The sequence below is a fragment of the Sporosarcina koreensis genome (assembly GCF_042655825.1).
Taxonomy (GTDB): domain Bacteria; phylum Bacillota; class Bacilli; order Bacillales_A; family Planococcaceae; genus Sporosarcina; species Sporosarcina koreensis.
Genome location: NZ_JBHSNP010000011.1, coordinates 376437 through 393216 on the forward strand (window position 1 = coordinate 376437; position 16780 = coordinate 393216).

At 45.0% G+C, this 16780-nt stretch carries 18 protein-coding genes; 17 read left to right on the plus strand and 1 reads right to left on the minus strand.

Features of this window, described 5'->3' with window-relative positions:
- Window positions 1–17 precede the first annotated feature (17 nt).
- From ACFPTP_RS08505 to ACFPTP_RS08540, 8 genes are all read left to right on the plus strand, one after another.
- Window positions 18–1280 (plus strand): tetratricopeptide repeat protein, encoded by a 1263-nt coding sequence (locus ACFPTP_RS08505; RefSeq protein WP_381443605.1) that lies wholly within the window; start codon window positions 18–20, stop codon window positions 1278–1280.
- 1 nt (window position 1281) lies between these two features.
- Window positions 1282–1833, plus strand: coding sequence for a ReoY family proteolytic degradation factor (locus tag ACFPTP_RS08510; RefSeq protein WP_381443606.1), 552 nt, complete (start codon window positions 1282–1284; stop codon window positions 1831–1833).
- A gap of 57 nt (window positions 1834–1890) precedes the next feature.
- A complete protein-coding gene (locus ACFPTP_RS08515) occupies window positions 1891–2340 on the plus strand; it encodes a DUF2487 family protein (RefSeq protein ID WP_381443608.1) in 450 nt (149 codons plus the stop codon).
- Between the two features lie 215 nt (window positions 2341–2555).
- Window positions 2556–3062 (plus strand): ubiquinol-cytochrome c reductase iron-sulfur subunit, encoded by a 507-nt coding sequence (locus ACFPTP_RS08520; RefSeq protein WP_381444226.1) that lies wholly within the window; start codon window positions 2556–2558, stop codon window positions 3060–3062.
- A gap of 22 nt (window positions 3063–3084) precedes the next feature.
- The gene (gene qcrB, locus ACFPTP_RS08525) at window positions 3085–3759 is read left to right on the plus strand and encodes a menaquinol-cytochrome c reductase cytochrome b subunit (protein WP_147059784.1); all 675 of its coding nucleotides are present in this window, start codon (window positions 3085–3087) and stop codon (window positions 3757–3759) included.
- A 55-nt stretch (window positions 3760–3814) separates the two neighbouring features.
- The gene (locus ACFPTP_RS08530) at window positions 3815–4582 is read left to right on the plus strand and encodes a menaquinol-cytochrome c reductase cytochrome b/c subunit (RefSeq protein ID WP_381443610.1); all 768 of its coding nucleotides are present in this window, start codon (window positions 3815–3817) and stop codon (window positions 4580–4582) included.
- Between the two features lie 110 nt (window positions 4583–4692).
- Window positions 4693–5298, plus strand: a complete 606-nt coding sequence (lhaT, locus tag ACFPTP_RS08535; protein ID WP_381443611.1) for a lipoprotein heptaprenylglyceryl N-acetyltransferase LhaT — start codon at window positions 4693–4695, stop codon at window positions 5296–5298.
- A 70-nt stretch (window positions 5299–5368) separates the two neighbouring features.
- Window positions 5369–6040, plus strand: coding sequence for a zinc metallopeptidase (locus ACFPTP_RS08540; protein ID WP_381443612.1), 672 nt, complete (start codon window positions 5369–5371; stop codon window positions 6038–6040).
- Window positions 6041–6079: 39 nt separating this feature from the next.
- On the opposite strand, the gene ACFPTP_RS08545 is transcribed toward ACFPTP_RS08540, so the two are convergent.
- The gene (locus tag ACFPTP_RS08545; RefSeq protein ID WP_381443613.1) at window positions 6080–6952 is read right to left on the minus strand and encodes a YitT family protein; all 873 of its coding nucleotides are present in this window, start codon (window positions 6950–6952) and stop codon (window positions 6080–6082) included.
- Window positions 6953–7022: 70 nt separating this feature from the next.
- Between ACFPTP_RS08545 and ACFPTP_RS08550 the strand changes: the two genes are divergently transcribed.
- The 9 genes from ACFPTP_RS08550 (at window position 7023) to dinG (ending at window position 16746) form a co-directional block, all read left to right on the plus strand.
- The gene (locus ACFPTP_RS08550; protein WP_381443614.1) at window positions 7023–7394 is read left to right on the plus strand and encodes a nucleotide pyrophosphohydrolase; all 372 of its coding nucleotides are present in this window, start codon (window positions 7023–7025) and stop codon (window positions 7392–7394) included.
- Window positions 7394–8194 (plus strand): 4-hydroxy-tetrahydrodipicolinate reductase, encoded by an 801-nt coding sequence (dapB, locus tag ACFPTP_RS08555; RefSeq protein WP_381443615.1) that lies wholly within the window; start codon window positions 7394–7396, stop codon window positions 8192–8194. Before ACFPTP_RS08550 ends, dapB begins: the two co-directional genes overlap by 1 nt.
- Before the next feature lie 24 nt (window positions 8195–8218).
- Complete coding sequence (gene bshA / locus ACFPTP_RS08560; RefSeq protein ID WP_381443616.1) at window positions 8219–9352, plus strand: N-acetyl-alpha-D-glucosaminyl L-malate synthase BshA; 1134 nt, start codon at window positions 8219–8221, stop codon at window positions 9350–9352.
- On the plus strand, window positions 9349–10539 hold the full coding sequence (locus ACFPTP_RS08565) for a CCA tRNA nucleotidyltransferase (protein ID WP_381443617.1): 1191 nt from the start codon (window positions 9349–9351) through the stop codon (window positions 10537–10539). Before bshA ends, ACFPTP_RS08565 begins: the two co-directional genes overlap by 4 nt.
- A complete protein-coding gene (locus ACFPTP_RS08570) occupies window positions 10517–11500 on the plus strand; it encodes a biotin--[acetyl-CoA-carboxylase] ligase (protein ID WP_381443619.1) in 984 nt (327 codons plus the stop codon). The genes ACFPTP_RS08565 and ACFPTP_RS08570 overlap by 23 nt, the downstream gene beginning before the upstream one ends.
- A 240-nt stretch (window positions 11501–11740) precedes the next feature.
- Window positions 11741–12586 carry a 3-methyl-2-oxobutanoate hydroxymethyltransferase gene (gene panB / locus ACFPTP_RS08575; protein WP_381443620.1) on the plus strand — a complete coding sequence of 282 codons (846 nt, stop codon included), beginning with the start codon at window positions 11741–11743 and terminating at the stop codon, window positions 12584–12586.
- Entirely contained in the window at window positions 12576–13463 is an 888-nt protein-coding gene (panC, locus tag ACFPTP_RS08580) for a pantoate--beta-alanine ligase (protein ID WP_381443622.1), read from the plus strand. The genes panB and panC overlap by 11 nt, the downstream gene beginning before the upstream one ends.
- Window positions 13451–13831 (plus strand): aspartate 1-decarboxylase, encoded by a 381-nt coding sequence (panD, locus tag ACFPTP_RS08585; RefSeq protein WP_381443623.1) that lies wholly within the window; start codon window positions 13451–13453, stop codon window positions 13829–13831. Before panC ends, panD begins: the two co-directional genes overlap by 13 nt.
- A gap of 137 nt (window positions 13832–13968) precedes the next feature.
- Window positions 13969–16746 carry an ATP-dependent DNA helicase DinG gene (gene dinG, locus ACFPTP_RS08590; protein ID WP_381443625.1) on the plus strand — a complete coding sequence of 926 codons (2778 nt, stop codon included), beginning with the start codon at window positions 13969–13971 and terminating at the stop codon, window positions 16744–16746.
- Window positions 16747–16780: the final 34 nt, after the last annotated feature.

The window sequence follows — 16780 nt, forward strand, 5'->3', positions numbered from 1 at the left end:
GAACAGGTGAAAATATGATGCAGTTACATGATTTTGAAAAAGCGGTACTCGATGGCGATATCGGCTTAGTGAATGACTTGATTGACCGTGCAGAAAAATCCGGTGAATTCGATCTGCTCTATGAAGCAGCGGCTTTATTGGTCGATTACGGATACATCGGTCAAGCGGACCATATTTACGAAACGTTGATATCCTACATGCCGGATGAGCCGCAATTGAAGATCGACAGGGCAAATACATTAATGGAGCTGGGCGATGAGGATGATGCGCTCCTCCTGCTTTCTGAAATCACGCCCGACGATGAGGAATATGTCCAGGCGCTTTTAGCCATCGCCGACTATTATCAGATGATCGGCATGGCCGAAGCTGCTATTGGAAAGGTGAAAGACGCGCTTGCACGCGCCCCGCATGAGCCGGTTATCCGTTTCGCCTACGCTGAACTATTACTGGATGCCGGGAGATATCTTGAAGCCGCGAAACTTTACTCCGAACTTTACAGTGAAGGCCATAAGGAAATCGCAGGTGCGATGATCCCGTTACGCCTGGCAGAAACGTACAGTGCCGGTGCGGCATATGAGGAAGCGCTCCCTTATTATGATGAACTTTTGAAAGAAGAGCATCTTCCCGATACACTATTCGGTGCCGCATTTGCCTATTACCAGAGCAATCAGCCGGAAAAATCGATCCATTTGCTTGAAGAGTTGATTGGAATGGATCCCGATTATTTCTCTGCCTATATGCTCGCCGGTCAAGCGCATTCCCAATTGGGTGATGATGAAAAAGCATATGAATATTTCGAGCAAGGCATCAATCGGGATGAGTTTGACAAAGAGCTCCGCCTGTCAGCGGGCAAATCAGCATTGAAGCTCGGATTGCCCTTCGAGGCGGAAGAGCATTTACAGCAAGCGATTGCGCTGGATCCGGAATATATAGATGCAATCGTCACACTTGCCTCTCTTTATAATCATCAGGAAGAAGACGGGAAATTGTTAGCGTTACTGACCGAATTGAATGAAGGGCAGCTGGATATTCCGCTTTTAACCGCTTTCAAGGCATATGCTTTGGAAAGAGATGAACAATATGCGCATGCATACGTATCTTACAGTAAGGCATATGCTGGAATGAAGGATGATCCATCTTTTTTGGATAAATACGCAAGATTCCTTTTGGATGAAGGAAAACGGGATGAAGCTATCGAAGTAGTTAAGACGTTGGTAATGCAAGAACAACCTGAGGAATGGACCGCTTTTCTTGAAACGTTGAATGACGAGGAGGTGTGATATGACGGCCATGATTCCTGTCGCTGCCAAAAAAGACTTTGTACGGTGGTTTTTGAAGCGCTATAAATTAAAGCGCCGGGAATGTGTGTGGATTCTGAATTATCTTCTTAGCCATGAGCAGCTTCTTCAAAACGTCCACTTTACGGATGAGGCACATTACTGTCCGCGGGCGATGGTGATTTCAACAATAAATTCGGAAAGTATCCCTTTCCGTTTTTACAAAGGTAATCTGATGACTGCCGATGCGGAAAAATCATTTCATGACTTACGACTCCATCCGGAGGAAAAAATGTATATCCAACTGAATTTCCCGAACAGCCATGCATGTCCACAATATGCAAGTGTGAGAGAGGAAAATCCATTCCTCCCTGCGGAACTTCAGGTAAGTGCAAGGGATCGGAAGATTGCCGAACAGCTGCTTGAGGAAAGTGCGGCATCCATGTCACTGGAATTACTTATGAAAAGGGTCGATGAGGCACTGGATGCCAATGATCGGGAGCGGTTTCTCATCCTTTCGGCAATGCTGAACGATATGAAAATCACAAAAGACTAATGACTCCGTCTTTCCGACGGAGTCATTTGCATGAATTTTTTAGGGGGCTGGTTATAGATGAATTGGACAGGCAAGGATATGGATACATATTTGCAACAGAAAGAATATATCGACACATTGGTGGTTCCGCTTGTAAAAGTTGAAACGAAGATGGATAATATGAAGACAAGCGCTTCTTCGACAGAATTCGTCATGCATCTCGCATCCCTCATTGAAACGCAGTTTAAAGGGAGGATGATGTTTGCACCTCCATTTGCCTATACACCGCAAACGGACCAACAGTCAATGGCGCAAACGACATTGCAGGAATTTTCAACAACAACATTCAAACACGTTTTCTTTTTGACGACGGATCATGCCTGGACGTCGATAGAGCTGCCTGGACAAGTCATATGGATGCCTTCCATTCCATTGGAAAACATGGATGTCTCTTTGCGGCAATCGATTCTCGAAGATCAGTTGCGTCAAGTGCTGCCGAAATTCACCGAGGAATGGGCGAAGGAATAAGCAATTCGCAGGAAACCGATTCCCTCACTTCCACTTGGATTATCAAGTGGTTATGACTGGGACATGTGTAAAATTCATGAATTGTTCACAATCTGCACTTACAGATTAACGCATGATTGAATTTACATTAATATTGATATATCATAGATATGTCCTAGTATTACAATTAGCAAAAGTATGTCCGTTGGACTGATTTTGGAGTAAGAGGAGGGAAACTGATGAGCAGCAAAGTGTCTAGACGCCAATTCCTAAGCTATACATTGATGGGTGTCGGCGGATTCATGATTTCAGCAACATTGATGCCGATGGTCCGCTTTGCAGTCGATCCAGTATTGCAACCGAAAGGCGAAGGAGAGTTCGTTCCAACTCCGCAATTAGCGGACAAGCTAACTGAAACGCCTGTGCGTGTTGACTTTACTATTAAAGATCGTAAAGATGCATGGTATAAATCCGATGTATCGAACACCGCTTGGGTCTATAAAGAAGGCGATAAGATCATCGCACTTTCTCCTGTCTGTAAACACCTTGGTTGTACGGTGAGCTGGGAAGGCGGAGAAAACCATAAGAATGAGTTCTTCTGCCCTTGCCATAATGGACGTTATGAGAAAAACGGTAAAAACATACCGGGAACTCCGCCACTCGGACCGCTTGATGAGTTTACGGTCGAAGTCGTGGATGGCTATGTACATCTTGGAAAAACGGTTCCAAACACATTAGTTTAATATGTAAGGGGGTACGACCGAAGTGCTGAATAAAATTTATGATTGGGTTGACGAACGGTTGGATATCACCCCGATTTGGCGGGATATCGCAGACCATGAAGTACCTGAGCACGTAAACCCTGCACATCATTTTTCTGCATTCATTTATTGTTTCGGAGGTTTGACGTTTTTCGTAACGGTCATCCAGATTCTTTCAGGTATGTTCCTTACAATGTATTACACCCCGGATATTGAAAATGCATGGAAATCCGTCTACTATCTTCAAAATGAAGTGGCATTCGGTGAGATTGTGCGTGGAATGCACCACTGGGGGGCATCGCTTGTCATCGTTATGATGTTCCTTCACACATTGCGTGTATTCTTTACAGGCTCGTATAAAAAACCTCGTGAATTGAACTGGGTCGTCGGCGTATTGATTTTCGTCACGATGCTAGGTCTTGGTTTCACTGGTTACCTATTGCCTTGGGATATGAAAGCGTTATTCGCGACAAAAGTAGGTATTGAGATTGCTGCATCGGTGCCATTCATCGGTGAACAGATCAAGATCCTTCTTGCGGGTGACTCTACAATCCTTGGAGCTCAAACATTGACACGATTCTTTGCGATTCATGTATTTTTCCTACCAGCTGCTTTGCTTGGGTTGCTTGCAGCACACTTTATCATGATCAGAAGACAAGGTATTTCCGGACCGCTATAAGATCCACATCCAAAACGATGTTGATTGTCTGAAAGTAGATTAAGGAGGGGACAAAATGCAACGCGGAAAAGGTATGAAATTTGTTGGTGACTCGCGCATCAAAGCAACAGGCAAGATGCCGAATGTCCCTAAAGACTATTCGGAATACCCTGGTAAAACAGAAGCATTCTGGCCAAACTTCCTCTTGAAAGAGTGGATGATTGGTGCCGTTTTCCTAATAGGCTATTTAATTGTTACAGTTGCCCATCCGTCTCCGCTTGAGCGTCAAGCAGATCCTACGGATACAACATACATACCGGTTCCTGACTGGTATTTCCTATCCATGTACCAATTGCTTAAGTATGAATTCGCATCCGGTCCATGGAACGTCGTCGGAGCGATCATCATGCCAGGATTGGCTATTGGAGCTCTAATGCTTGTTCCTTTCATGGATACATCGAAAGAGCGTCGTCCATTCAAACGCCCTCTTCCGACAGCTTTCATGCTCCTAGCGTTTGCAGCTCTTTTCTATTTGACATGGGAATCCGTTGTGAACCATGACTGGGAAAAAGCTAAAGCGCAAGGTCAAATTGTTGAAGAAGTTGAATTCGATCCAGAGTCTGAAGGATATCAGATTTATGCGGGATCCTCTTGTATCGGCTGTCATGGTGACGCTTTCCAAGGTGGTCTAGGACCAACATTGATCAATAGCGGACATACGGCTGAGGAAATTGTAGACATTGCGCACAATGGTATTGGCACAATGCCTGCAGATCAGTGGAAAGGTTCCGATGAAGATCTGCAAAAACTTGCGGAATTCCTCGAAGGCCTGAACACGAAATAACAATACAACATGAAAAAGAGTCAGGTGACTGACTCTTTTTTTTATAAAAAAGTATACATAGACGATTCGGATAACTTTTGAATGACATATTTGTATTTGGAGAGATGGCCATGATTTCTATCGTCAATCGAATATGGTTTTTATTGTCCCATCGATCATTCCTTTGGATTTTATTATTCGTCAACCTGATTGGGACGGTGTACGGATATGATTGGTATATGTGGCAATTGGAAATAACGGAACCAAAGTTCTGGATTTTCGTGCCTGATAGCCCGACAGCAAGCTTATTTTTCACACTTGCTATCATCGGTTGGCTGATCGGCAAGAATTTCAAGCTGATCGAAGCACTTGCTCTCATCACACTTGTCAAATATGGTTTATGGGCGGTTGTCATGAATCTGCTCACGATGCTTGAAAATGGCTACTTAGATCGTGTCGGCTGGATGCTAATCGGCTCCCATTTCGCTATGGCGGTACAAGCAGTCCTTTACAGTCCATTATACAAATTCAGGTTCAGACATATCGTTATCGCGGGAATTTGGACATTACACAATGATGTGATTGATTATGTATTTGGTCAAATGCCGATTTATCATGATTTGATGAAACATATGCAACAAATCGGTTACTTCACATTCTGGCTATCCATTGCGTGTATCGCCTTGGCATATGCTTTATGGGTGAAAAGGAAGAAACGGGAAAAAGTTATAGTATGATAGCAAAAAGTTGCGGTTCATTCGGGCTCAATATAAAATAGGGATAGAGAGAAAGGGAGGGGAAACATAAATGTCTTTTATCGTTTATCTGGGTATTATTATGTTGCTTCCATTGTATGCCCAATTCAAAGTGAAGAATACGTATAATAAATATGTGCGAGTCCGTTCGACATCGGGAATGACAGGTGCTCAAGTAGCACGTCTCATCCTTGACCGAAATGGTCTTCAAGATGTGAAAGTCATTGAAAGTAAAGGGTTTTTGAGTGATCATTATAACCCGTTGACCAAAACGGTGGCATTGTCATCACAAAACTTCCATGAAGCTTCAGTTGCAGGTACAGCCATTGCAGCCCATGAAGTTGGACACGCAATCCAAGACGCTGAAGCGTACGCATTCTTGCGTTTCCGCCATCGATTGGCACCAGTAGCCAATATTACATCAAATGCTTCATGGATCTTCATCATTATCGGTATCCTTTCAGCAAGTATGAACAACATGCTTGGCATCGGGATAGCTTTAATGGCAGTCGGTGTGTTATTCCAAATTGTAACATTGCCAGTTGAATTTAATGCATCCAGCCGTGCAATGAACCAAATTGTCGAGCTTGGAATCATCCGGAACGAAGAAGAGCCGCATGCGAAAAAAGTGTTGAGTGCAGCCGCAATGACATACGTCGCTGCTACAGCAGTTGCCGTAATGGAATTGATCCGCCTTGTTCTTATTTTCCAAAGCAGAGACTAAAACTAAAACCCGACCGCAAATGGTCGGGTTTTTCTATGGTCAATGATCCAATGGCCGTTTCTGGTCATCAAGTGTAAAGCCCTCGCCCAACACATCATGCACATCCGTCACCGACACGAAAGCATGCGGATCAATCGACGTAACAATATTTTTCAACCGCATCATTTCATTTTTACCAACAACACAATATAATATTTCACGATCCGATTTTGTAAAATGGCCGTATCCCCTAAAAACAGTCACGCCCCGATCCATTTCCAACGAGATTGTCGATGCAATCTCATCCTGGGCCTCCGAAATGATGAACGCTCCTCTTGCGGCGTAAGCACCTTCCTGTACAAAGTCGATGACACGAGCACCAACAAACAGTGCGACAAGCGTGTACATCATGGACCGATGATCCAAGTAAACCGCCCAAGACAGTAAAATAACGAACGCGTCAAACATAAACATTGTCTTTCCCATGCTCCAGCCTATGTACTTATGCGCCAAACGTGCGATAATATCTACACCGCCAGTTGTTCCGCCATACCGAAAAATGATGCCGAGCCCAATGCCGATGAATACACCTGCGAACAGGGCGACAAGGAACATGTCCCCTTCCAGGTGAATGTTGACCTGGTATTTCATGAAAATTTTCAAGAAGACGGAAACGGCAACGGTACCGATAATCGTATAAATGAAGACTTTTCTTCCTAACAGCTTCCAACCGATGATGAACATCGGAATGTTCAGCACAAGGTTCATGATGGCAGGATCCCAGTTGAACGCAAATAATAGGATAAGCGTAATACCTGTAAATCCGCCTTCCGCCAATTCATGTTGAATATTGAAATGTACAAGGCCGAAACTGAAAATGGCTGCGCCAAGCATGATGAAAAAGATATTTTTAAATTTTATTCCACTAAGCAAAAGATGACCACCTTTCCTGGGTGCATTAACATTATCGACCATTCCTGAATTTTTGACAACAGTCCTATGAATGAATACGATAACAAATGAAGGAGACGGAAGCAAATTGGAACAAGTTAAAACAATGAAAAATTTGCAAGAAGAAGTCCATGCATATATATCAGGCTTTGAAGAAGGTTATTTCCCTCCGATGGAAATGTTGGCCAGGCTCACAGAAGAGCTCGGTGAACTTTCTCGCGAAGTGCAGCATGTGTATGGCATGAAAAAGAAAAAGGATAGCGAAGAAATCAAATCGCTGGAAGAGGAAACTGGTGATTTGCTGTTCGTCCTCGTCTGTTTTGCGAACTCACAAGGAATCAGTTTGGAAGACGCATTAATGGGTGTCTTGAATAAATTCAAAGAGCGCGACGCAGACCGTTGGACAAAAAAGGAGGATTTTTGATGAAAATTAAAGTAGCCATCGCTGGTGCCCGTGGAAGAATGGGATCTACGGCGATAGAAGCGATAGAAGCGGCAAAAGATGCGGAAGTGGTAGCCGCACTTGATTATAAATTTGGTGGTTTGCATTTACATAATGGTGCAATAAATGAGGAGAAACAAGGAATCCCGATTTTTACATCGTTAGCCGAGCTTTGTGCAGCGCATCAACCAGCCGTGCTATTGGATGTGACCGATCCGGATGCCGTGTTCAATAACGTAAAGGATGCATTATCGCTTGGCGTCCATCCCGTCGTCGGGACTTCCGGATTGACCAAGCAGGAGTTGGAAGCGATTTTCAAAATGGTGGAAACGACACATGTCGGAGGAATTATTGCGCCGAACTTTTCAATCGGTGCGGTGCTCATGATGAAATTTGCAGCACAGGCAGCCCGTTACTTAGGGGATGTCGAAATCCTTGAAATGCATCATGACCGGAAATTGGATGCGCCTTCAGGGACAGCTGTCAAAACAGCAGAGATGATAAAGGAGAACAGGCCTCCGCATATCCAAGGTCATCCAGAAGAGCAGGTCCATTTAGAAGGCGCGCGCGGTGGGGATGTGGAAGGGATGAAAATCCATAGCGTCCGGTTGCCTGGTCTGCTAGCCCATCAGCAAGTCCTCCTTGGAGGAGAAGGGGAATTATTGACGATCCGTCATGATTCCTTCGACAGGAAAAGCTTTATGCCAGGGATCATGATGGCGATACGGGAAGTGATTGGTCGGAAGGACCTTGTGTACGGCTTGGAAAATATTATCGATTAACGTTGGGTAGAAGAGGTGCAGTATATGAAAAAATTGAAAGTCGGTGTTATTTGTTACCCTACAGTGGGTGGGTCCGGGGTTGTTGCGACTGAACTCGGATTGAAAATGGCGGAACGGGGGCATGAAATGCATTTCATCACTTCAAGCCGGCCGTTCCGTATCCCTGATGGCCAACCTAATATTCACTTTCACGAAGTAAAGATTGATGGATATGCTGTTTTCAAATATCCGCCGTACGATATCGCATTGGCGAATCGGATTGCACGAGTGATTGAAGAGGAAGGACTGGATCTATTGCATGTGCATTACGCAGTGCCGCACGCCATTTCCGCTGCGCTTGCAAAGGATATGGCGAATTCGGATATCGGTGTCATTACGACATTGCATGGGACAGACGTGACCATCCTTGGCCATGACCCAGCCTTAAAAAACACAGTCCGTTATGGAATCGATAAATCTGATCTGACGACAGCCGTTTCCGAATCCCTTCGGCAGGATACCCTCTCATTAATTGAACCGCAAAAAGAAATACTGACGATCTATAATTTCATCGATGAAGAGAAATACCGGCCAGTGGATCCGGGTCCTTTGAAAAGTGAATTGGGAATCCGGGAGGATGAAAAAGTGATCATTCACATTTCGAATTTCCGAAGCGTCAAAAGAATCTCTGATATTATTGACAGCTTCAAACTTCTCCGTAAGGAAACCGATTCGAAATTATTGTTGGTAGGTACGGGTCCGGAGAAACTTGAAATGATGGAAAAGGCAAGAGAGGAAGGTTTGGAAGGGGATATCATCTTTACAGGAAAACGGGATGACTTGCCTGAACTATTGGCGATAAGCGATGTCATGTTCCTATTATCCGAAAAAGAGGCATTCGGTCTAGTGCTCCTGGAAGGATTTGCTTGCGGGGTGCCTGCTATTGCGACAAATATTGGCGGGATACCTGAAGTAGTAGAGGACGGCAAGAATGGATTCCTCGTTGAGCTGGGCGATGTGAAAGCGGCAGCCGAAAAAGCGAAGCGTCTTCTGGAAGACCCGATTATGCATCAATCCTTCCGTGAAAGAGCAATCGAGACAGTCTGCAATAAATTCAATTCATCCTCGATCGTGCTGCGATACGAAGAACTGTACTATAGAGTGGCGGGTTTGGAATGATTGCCGATTTTGGAACAGCGCCGAGTCGGAAGGTCGTCCGTCAATTGGAGGAAGCGGGATATGAAGCGGTCTTTGTAGGAGGGGCGGTTCGGGACCATTTGCTTGGCAAGGAGGCGTCGGATTTCGATATCGCCACGTCTGCCATGCCGGAGGAAGTGAAGCAAGTCTTTACGCACACAATCGATGTAGGCATCGCTCATGGGACTGTGATGGTGATGATGGACGCTGAACCGATTGAAGTGACAACGTACCGCACGGAAAGTACATATACGGACCATAGGAGACCTGATGAAGTCAACTTTGTCAGATCCTTGAAAGAGGACTTGCAACGCAGGGATTTCACAATGAACGCCTTGGCTTTGACATTGAACGGTGAACTGATCGATCCATTCGGGGGAATGGAAGATCTACAGGCATCTAAAATCCGTGCAGTCGGCAATGCATCAGACAGATTTCATGAGGATGCGTTGCGTATGATCCGTGCAGTCCGGTTTTCGTCCGTTTTAGGATTTGAAATCGAAGATCAGACCCTTCAGGCGATTGAAGAAAATGCGGCAACTATTAAGCACGTCTCCGTTGAACGGATCAAGGTAGAGATGGATAAGTTGTGGAAAGGTTCTGATCCCGGCAAAGCGCTTTCAACAATTGTGGACACCCGCTTATCCATACATTTGCCTCTATTTCCGAATGACGCCCGAATACTTTCTGACTGCGTCCCTTTTGCAACAACGGAGCAAGGCTGGTCTGCATTAATGTTGGCGGGGCATTTTTCTGCGGGAGATGTTGCGAAGGCATATAAGCTTTCCAACAGGGAGAAGGCTTTCCTGTCTGATGTGCAAGCTGCATTCGATAAAAGGCAGTCCAGCTTTTTCACGATTGATGACTATTACCAGTTTTCATTGGAAGTGCTAATCGCAGCAGAGAAAATATGGCAAGCCTTTCATCAGGGGGGAACCGGGATTCCCGTCCAGGAAATGACCCGAATGAAAGAAAGCTTGCCGATCTGTTCCAAAGATGACTTGAAAGTGGATGGGAAGGACCTCATGGCATGGACAAGCCAAAGAGGCGGCAGATGGCTTGGCGAATGGATGGAGAAAATTGAATATGCAGTGCTCCATCGAGATTGCCCAAATGATGCGGAAAAGATAAAGGAATGGTTTCTTAATGAATATGAACATCAAAAATGAATTGCTGAAAAGACTTTTTGAAGCTGAGGGAAAGCCGATTTCAGGCCAGGAATTTGCGGATGAATTCGGTCTTTCCAGAACTGCCATTTGGAAATATATTAAAGAATTTGAAGAGGAAGGCTATGAAATCTCATCTATCAAGAAAAAAGGGTATGTACTTATCGCATCGCCGGATCGCGTGAATACCGCCAATATCCATAAGTATTTACAAACAACGACGTATGGATGGAACATCGATTATTATGAAAGCTGCGATTCCACCCAGAATCTTGCCCATGATGCTGCGCAGGCAGATGCACCAGATGGCACCCTCGTCATTTCGGAAGAACAGACAGCCGGCAAGGGAAGGCTGTCCCGACCGTGGAACTCGGCAGCTCAAAAGGGCATTTGGATGAGTCTGATCGTCCGGCCGTCTTTAATGCCGCAGCAAGCACCGCAAATGACGCTTGTGGCGGCAGTAGCCATCGTCAGGGCAATTGAAAATGTCGCTGGCATTGAAGCGACGATCAAATGGCCAAATGATATTATGCTCAATGGCAGGAAGATAACAGGCATCTTGACGGAGCTTCAATCTGAACCTGATCGGGTGAAGGCGATCATCCTCGGAATCGGTATGAACGTCAACCAAGATGAAGAAGACTTTCCAGTGGAACTGAAAGAGATAGCCACTTCGCTCAAGATTGCTTGCGGAAAGCATATTGATCGGGCGAAACTCATAGCTGAAATTCTTGGTTTTGTTGAATTGTATACGAAGATGTATGAAAAACACGGATTCGGACCGATCAAATTGCTATGGGAAGGGTATTCGAACATTGCAGGCAAGCGCATCCGGGCTGTCATGTTAAATGAAACAGTCGAAGGCAATGCTTTGGGCATCTCTGATGAAGGTCTATTGGAGCTCCAGCTAGACGACGGTACTGTTAGAGGCATCTATTCTGCGGACATTGTTATAAAAGATTGAATGTATACAAATCTTTCTCTATTTGCTATAGTAATTGCGAAGGGCAGTATCAATCGGAATTGCACCTTCAAGAACATTTGCTCAGCAAAAACATAATAGGATCTGCCTTGATCTTGCAAAAGACAGGGACGGAGGAAACCAAAAATCGCACTCACACAATCCTTCTGCCCTTTTTTAGGCCGGAAGGATTTTCAATTTTCGGTTTTCTCCATTTTGACAAACAAAAGGGAGAGGATACGGATGAAAAGCACTACAGATTTCACGAAGATGAAAAAGCTTGGGGAGAAAATCGTCATGTTGACCGCATACGACCATCCATCAGCACAATTGGCGGAAGAGGCCGGCATCGATTGTCTACTTGTGGGGGATTCGCTTGGCATGGTTGTATTAGGTTATGAATCGACAGCCGCTGTCACCGTTGATGATATGATCCATCATGGAAAAGCGGTCAGGAGGGGAGCGAAAGAAACTTTCGTCGTTGTCGACATGCCTTTCGCATCTTATCATGGTTCCGAAGACAGGACGTTGGAATCTGCAGTGAGGATTTTTCAGGAAACGGGAGCGAACGCACTGAAGCTGGAAGGTGGAGGCCGGGTGATCGACACGATCCGCCTATTGACGGAGACAGGGATTCCGGTCGTTGCACATCTTGGACTCCTGCCACAGTCGGCAGCTGTTGCAGGGGGGTACAAAGTGCAAGGGAAGACTGCGGAAGCGGCGGAACGACTTATTCTGGATGCAATCGCATGTGAAGCGGCGGGCGCCTGCATGATTGTCCTGGAATGCATTCCTTATCAGCTGGCAGAACAGGTTTCGAAAGCTGTCTCAATCCCTACAATCGGCATTGGGGCTGGAGCAGAGACGGACGGTCAAGTGCTCGTCTTCCATGATACAGTCAAATACGGCAACCACCATATCCCTAAATTCGTTGAAGCGTTTGCGGATGTTGGTACTGACATCCGAGATGGGTTGAAGAGATATACTTCAGCAGTCAAGACAGGCGAATTTCCTTCTGAAGCGCACCGTTTTGCAATGAAGGAAGAGGAACTCGTCACATTATACGGAGGAATGAACGATGTACGTTGAAAGTACCGGCATCCAAGTGATCGAAACTATTGAGGAACTGCAAAAAACATTAAACCGGAATGAACGGAAAGACACGACGGTCGGCTTTGTCCCGACTATGGGATTTTTGCATGAAGGGCATTTATCTCTTGTGAGCCATGCAAAGGAACAAAATGATATCGTCGTCATGAGCATTTTTGTCAATCCAGCACAATTCGGACCTGGCGAAGATTTTGAATCCTATCCTCGGGACCGAGAAAAGGATTTACGTCTTGCAAGCGAGGCTGGCGTTGATATCGTGTTCATCCCATCCGTTGAAGAAATGTACCCTGCCGATGGCGGCATCCGCATCTTGCCGGGCAGGCAGGCGGATGAGCTTTGCGGCGCTTCAAGACCGGGGCATTTCGATGGTGTTCTTAAAGTTGTATTGAAACTTTTCAATATTGTCGATCCCGACCGTTCGTATTTCGGGATGAAAGATGCTCAGCAGCTTGCCATTATCGAAACGTTTGTCCGAGACTTCAATTTACGGACGGCTATCGTGCGGGTACCGATCGTAAGAGAAGAAGATGGGTTGGCGAAAAGCTCGCGCAATGTGAATTTGACGGCAATAGAACGTTCAGAAGCGCCTGCGATCTACCAGGCTTTGCAATCGGGTGTTGAAATGTTTGCCGATGGGGCAAACCCAGAGGCTGTTGAGCGACAAGTAGCAGAAGGGATCATTGCCAACAGTTCTGGGAAGATCGATTATGTGAAAATCCTTGCATATCCCGAATTGGGCCCTGTAACTGACGATACAGAGGAGATTATTTTAGCTTGTGCTGTGAAGTTTTCTTCAACAAGGTTAATAGATAATATTATTATGTCAACAAAGGATGGTACACCATGTTCCGAATGATGATGAACAGTAAATTGCATCGCGCCACAGTGACAGAAGCGAATTTGAATTATGTAGGAAGTGTTACGATCGACAGCGACCTGCTGGACGCGGCCGGAATGCTCCCGAATGAGAAGGTCCATATCGTCAACAATAATAATGGGGCTAGATTTGAAACGTATATCATAGCAGGCGAGCGCGGCAGCGGGGTCATTTGCGTGAATGGAGCAGCAGCAAGATTAGTCCAGAAAGGTGATATCGTCATCATCATTTCATATGTTTATGTAACTGAAGAAGAGGCACGCACCCATCAACCGACTGTGCTGCTTATGGATGAACAGAATGGAATTAAAGACATAATCAAAGAAGAGCCTGGCGTCATTGCTTAATTGAATAAAATGCTGATGAAGGACACGAATTCCCCTTCATCAGCGTTTTTTATTTGTATGGATACCTAATTGCGCATTCATGCCACGGAATATGATACAATCTGCTGTAGTATTCAATACAGGAAGTTGATGATTGAATGGATAAAAGTACATATGCAGTCGTTGACTTGGAGACGACTGGACATTCCCCTTCAAGAGGGGATCGGATTATACAAATCGCAATCGTTTTCATTGAAAAAGGAACGATAACGCACCAGTATGCCCGATTTGTCAATCCGGAACGTGAAATACCGATGTTCATCCAACAATTGACCGCAATTACGGATGAAGAAGTAAAGTCCGCTCCAACATTTGAGGAGATTGCGCAAGAAGTCTCCGATCTGTTGCAGGGGACCGTATTTGTTGCACATAACACCGATTTCGATTTGTCTTTTTTGCAAAGCGAATTCAAGCGTTGCAACGTGGCAGGATGGTCCGGCAAGAAAATAGATACCGTTGAATTATCCAAAATCCTTTTCCCATCATCCTCAAGCTATCGACTGCAGGATTTGGCGGAGGATTTGGATATTGAACTTCCGGCCGCACATCGAGCGGATGATGACGCAGAAGCGACCGCGAATCTGCTGCTTAAAGCAGTGTCCAAGCTTCGGACTTTGCCGGAAGAGACATTGAACTTATTGCACAGACGTTCATTCTCGTTGCGCTCAGACATTTCGTCACTGATCTATGAGGCGTTGAAGATTGCGCGGACATCTCCGGTCGGCAAAAAGCTACCGCTATTCAGAGGGATCCCATACCGAAACGCTGAGAAGCCAGCCGGAGTCGTGGCGGCACGTTTTTCGTATCCATTTAAGGAAGAGGAAAAAATCGAACTGCTGAAGAAAGGATATCCTTCTTTCGAATACCGGAAATCCCAATTGTCTTTCATGGATACGGTTTGGGAAACATTGTCTGGCCATTCTGAAACCGTTACAGAGGTCCCGACAGGTGTCGGGAAAACGGTCGGATATTTATTGCCTGCAGCGATCCATTCCATTCAGACTGGGAAACCAGTAGTGATCAGTACGTTTACAAATCATCTTGTTGATAAAATCTTAGAGGATGAAGTGAAACGTATCCGTAAAATACTTGGCATCGAGTGTGGAGCGACGGTCCTTAAAGGCAAGGAGCAATATATTTCGCTCGGAAAGTTTGAAGAGCTATTGAGGATTACGGATGAATCATACGATGAAACATTTACAATTATGCAGATACTTGTCTGGCTTACGGATACGGTAACCGGCGATGTCAATGAATTGAATGTATCCGGCGGTGGACAATTGTTTATCGATAGAATCCGCAAACGGAACAACCTTCTGAAGGATGACGAAAAATTGGCGGACTACCATCAAAGGACAATGGATGCTTGCAGCCGTTCCAACCTCATCGTAACGAACCACTCGATGCTATTGTCCGATTCCAACCGCGAACAAAGGATTTTTCAAAACTTTTCCGGTTTAATCATCGATGAAGCCCATCAATTCATCCATACGGCTGCGAATGCCAATGAGACGGTTCTATCCTATATGAACTGGAAGTATGTCATGGGGCAGCTCGGCTCAGATGCGGATGGTCAACTATTGCATCAAATGATGAAACTTCATCGAAAATATGGAAATTATGAAAATCGGATCTTCGGAAAGCTCGCAGCCTCCTTTGAGCAATTCACAAAAGTATTTGATGATGTTGCTTCCCTGTTGTCGTATCACCGTCCACAAGTCAAAGGCGGCCAGCAAGGGAACCGGGTGATATTTGGCCTCGGGGAATTGAAAGGGAGTGAATCCCTGTTTTCAATAATGGCGGAAAAGATGAATGGATATATTGAACATGTGCAAATCATAAGTTCCCGTCTGGAAATGCAAAGAGAAAAAATGACACTGAAAGAACAGGCGTTTTTATCAGAATGGAATTATTGGTTAAGGGAGTTAAAAATAAAGGCTGGTGAATGGGTCGAAATATTCTTGGATGGAGAAACGGAAAACTTCACCGTTTGGATTGAAAAGGATAAGCGGAGCTTGCCAGGAAGTTTGAATGTCGTCAAAAGTCCCGTCGAAGGTTCGAATATTACAAAGGAATTCATCACAAATCTTAAAGAAGAAAAGATAGGTATCGTCTGGACGTCGGCAACAATGACAATCAATCAGGATGAGCGATTTGTTTCAAGGCAGTTAGGCATAGCTGATCATGTGCCTGTATTGACTTTTGACGCTCCGGAACACTTCTATGATAATGCAGGGATATTCATCGTTGAAGATATGCCTTCCATACAGCATGTATCCCAAAGCGACTATATCGAGGCTGTTGCGGATGCTGTTGTCCAAACAGTGATTGCGACAGGTGGAAGGTTGTTTGTACTCTTCACTTCCCAAGATATGTTGCGTAAAACATATGAATTGATTCTGGAAAGTGAATTATTGAGTGATTATGCTCTTATTGCACAAGGGGTCAGCTCAGGAAGCCGCATGAAACTTTTAAAATCATTCCGTCAGTTCGATAAATCGATTTTATTCGGCACAAATAGTTTTTGGGAAGGTGTTGATGTGCCGGGCGAAGCCTTATCTGCAATCATCATAGTCCGGCTGCCGTTTTCATCGCCTGATGAAGTCGTTTTCAAAGCGAGGGCTGCAAAACTAGCTGCAAGTGGATCCAATCCATTTACAGATTTGTCCTTGCCTGAAGCGATACTAAGGTTCCGACAAGGATTCGGACGATTAATCAGATCGAATGGAGAGAGGGGCTTTTTCATCATATTGGATAGACGGATTGACACGAAATCATATGGGAAGCGGTTTTTGAATGCATTGCCGTCTGTTCCCGTCCGAAAAGTGTCATTAGAACATATGGTGAATGAGCTCGAAGATTGTTATAATAAATAGGAATCAGTAGAAAGCGTAATGCGTATAGCTTTCC

What these genes read in the sequence shown, in the direction of transcription:
- ACFPTP_RS08505 (WP_381443605.1), top strand. Translation starts at nt 18, where the DNA reads ATGCAGTTACATGATTTTGAAAAAGCGGTACTCGATGGCGATATCGGC.
- ACFPTP_RS08510 (WP_381443606.1), top strand. Translation starts at nt 1,282, where the DNA reads ATGACGGCCATGATTCCTGTCGCTGCCAAAAAAGACTTTGTACGGTGG.
- ACFPTP_RS08515 (WP_381443608.1), top strand. Translation starts at nt 1,891, where the DNA reads ATGAATTGGACAGGCAAGGATATGGATACATATTTGCAACAGAAAGAA.
- ACFPTP_RS08530 (WP_381443610.1), top strand. Translation starts at nt 3,815, where the DNA reads ATGCAACGCGGAAAAGGTATGAAATTTGTTGGTGACTCGCGCATCAAA.
- lhaT (WP_381443611.1), top strand. Translation starts at nt 4,693, where the DNA reads ATGATTTCTATCGTCAATCGAATATGGTTTTTATTGTCCCATCGATCA.
- ACFPTP_RS08540 (WP_381443612.1), top strand. Translation starts at nt 5,369, where the DNA reads ATGTCTTTTATCGTTTATCTGGGTATTATTATGTTGCTTCCATTGTAT.
- ACFPTP_RS08550 (WP_381443614.1), top strand. Translation starts at nt 7,023, where the DNA reads ATGAATACGATAACAAATGAAGGAGACGGAAGCAAATTGGAACAAGTT.
- dapB (WP_381443615.1), top strand. Translation starts at nt 7,394, where the DNA reads ATGAAAATTAAAGTAGCCATCGCTGGTGCCCGTGGAAGAATGGGATCT.
- bshA (WP_381443616.1), top strand. Translation starts at nt 8,219, where the DNA reads ATGAAAAAATTGAAAGTCGGTGTTATTTGTTACCCTACAGTGGGTGGG.
- ACFPTP_RS08565 (WP_381443617.1), top strand. Translation starts at nt 9,349, where the DNA reads ATGATTGCCGATTTTGGAACAGCGCCGAGTCGGAAGGTCGTCCGTCAA.
- ACFPTP_RS08570 (WP_381443619.1), top strand. Translation starts at nt 10,517, where the DNA reads ATGAATATGAACATCAAAAATGAATTGCTGAAAAGACTTTTTGAAGCT.
- panB (WP_381443620.1), top strand. Translation starts at nt 11,741, where the DNA reads ATGAAAAGCACTACAGATTTCACGAAGATGAAAAAGCTTGGGGAGAAA.
- panC (WP_381443622.1), top strand. Translation starts at nt 12,576, where the DNA reads ATGTACGTTGAAAGTACCGGCATCCAAGTGATCGAAACTATTGAGGAA.
- panD (WP_381443623.1), top strand. Translation starts at nt 13,451, where the DNA reads ATGTTCCGAATGATGATGAACAGTAAATTGCATCGCGCCACAGTGACA.
- dinG (WP_381443625.1), top strand. Translation starts at nt 13,969, where the DNA reads ATGGATAAAAGTACATATGCAGTCGTTGACTTGGAGACGACTGGACAT.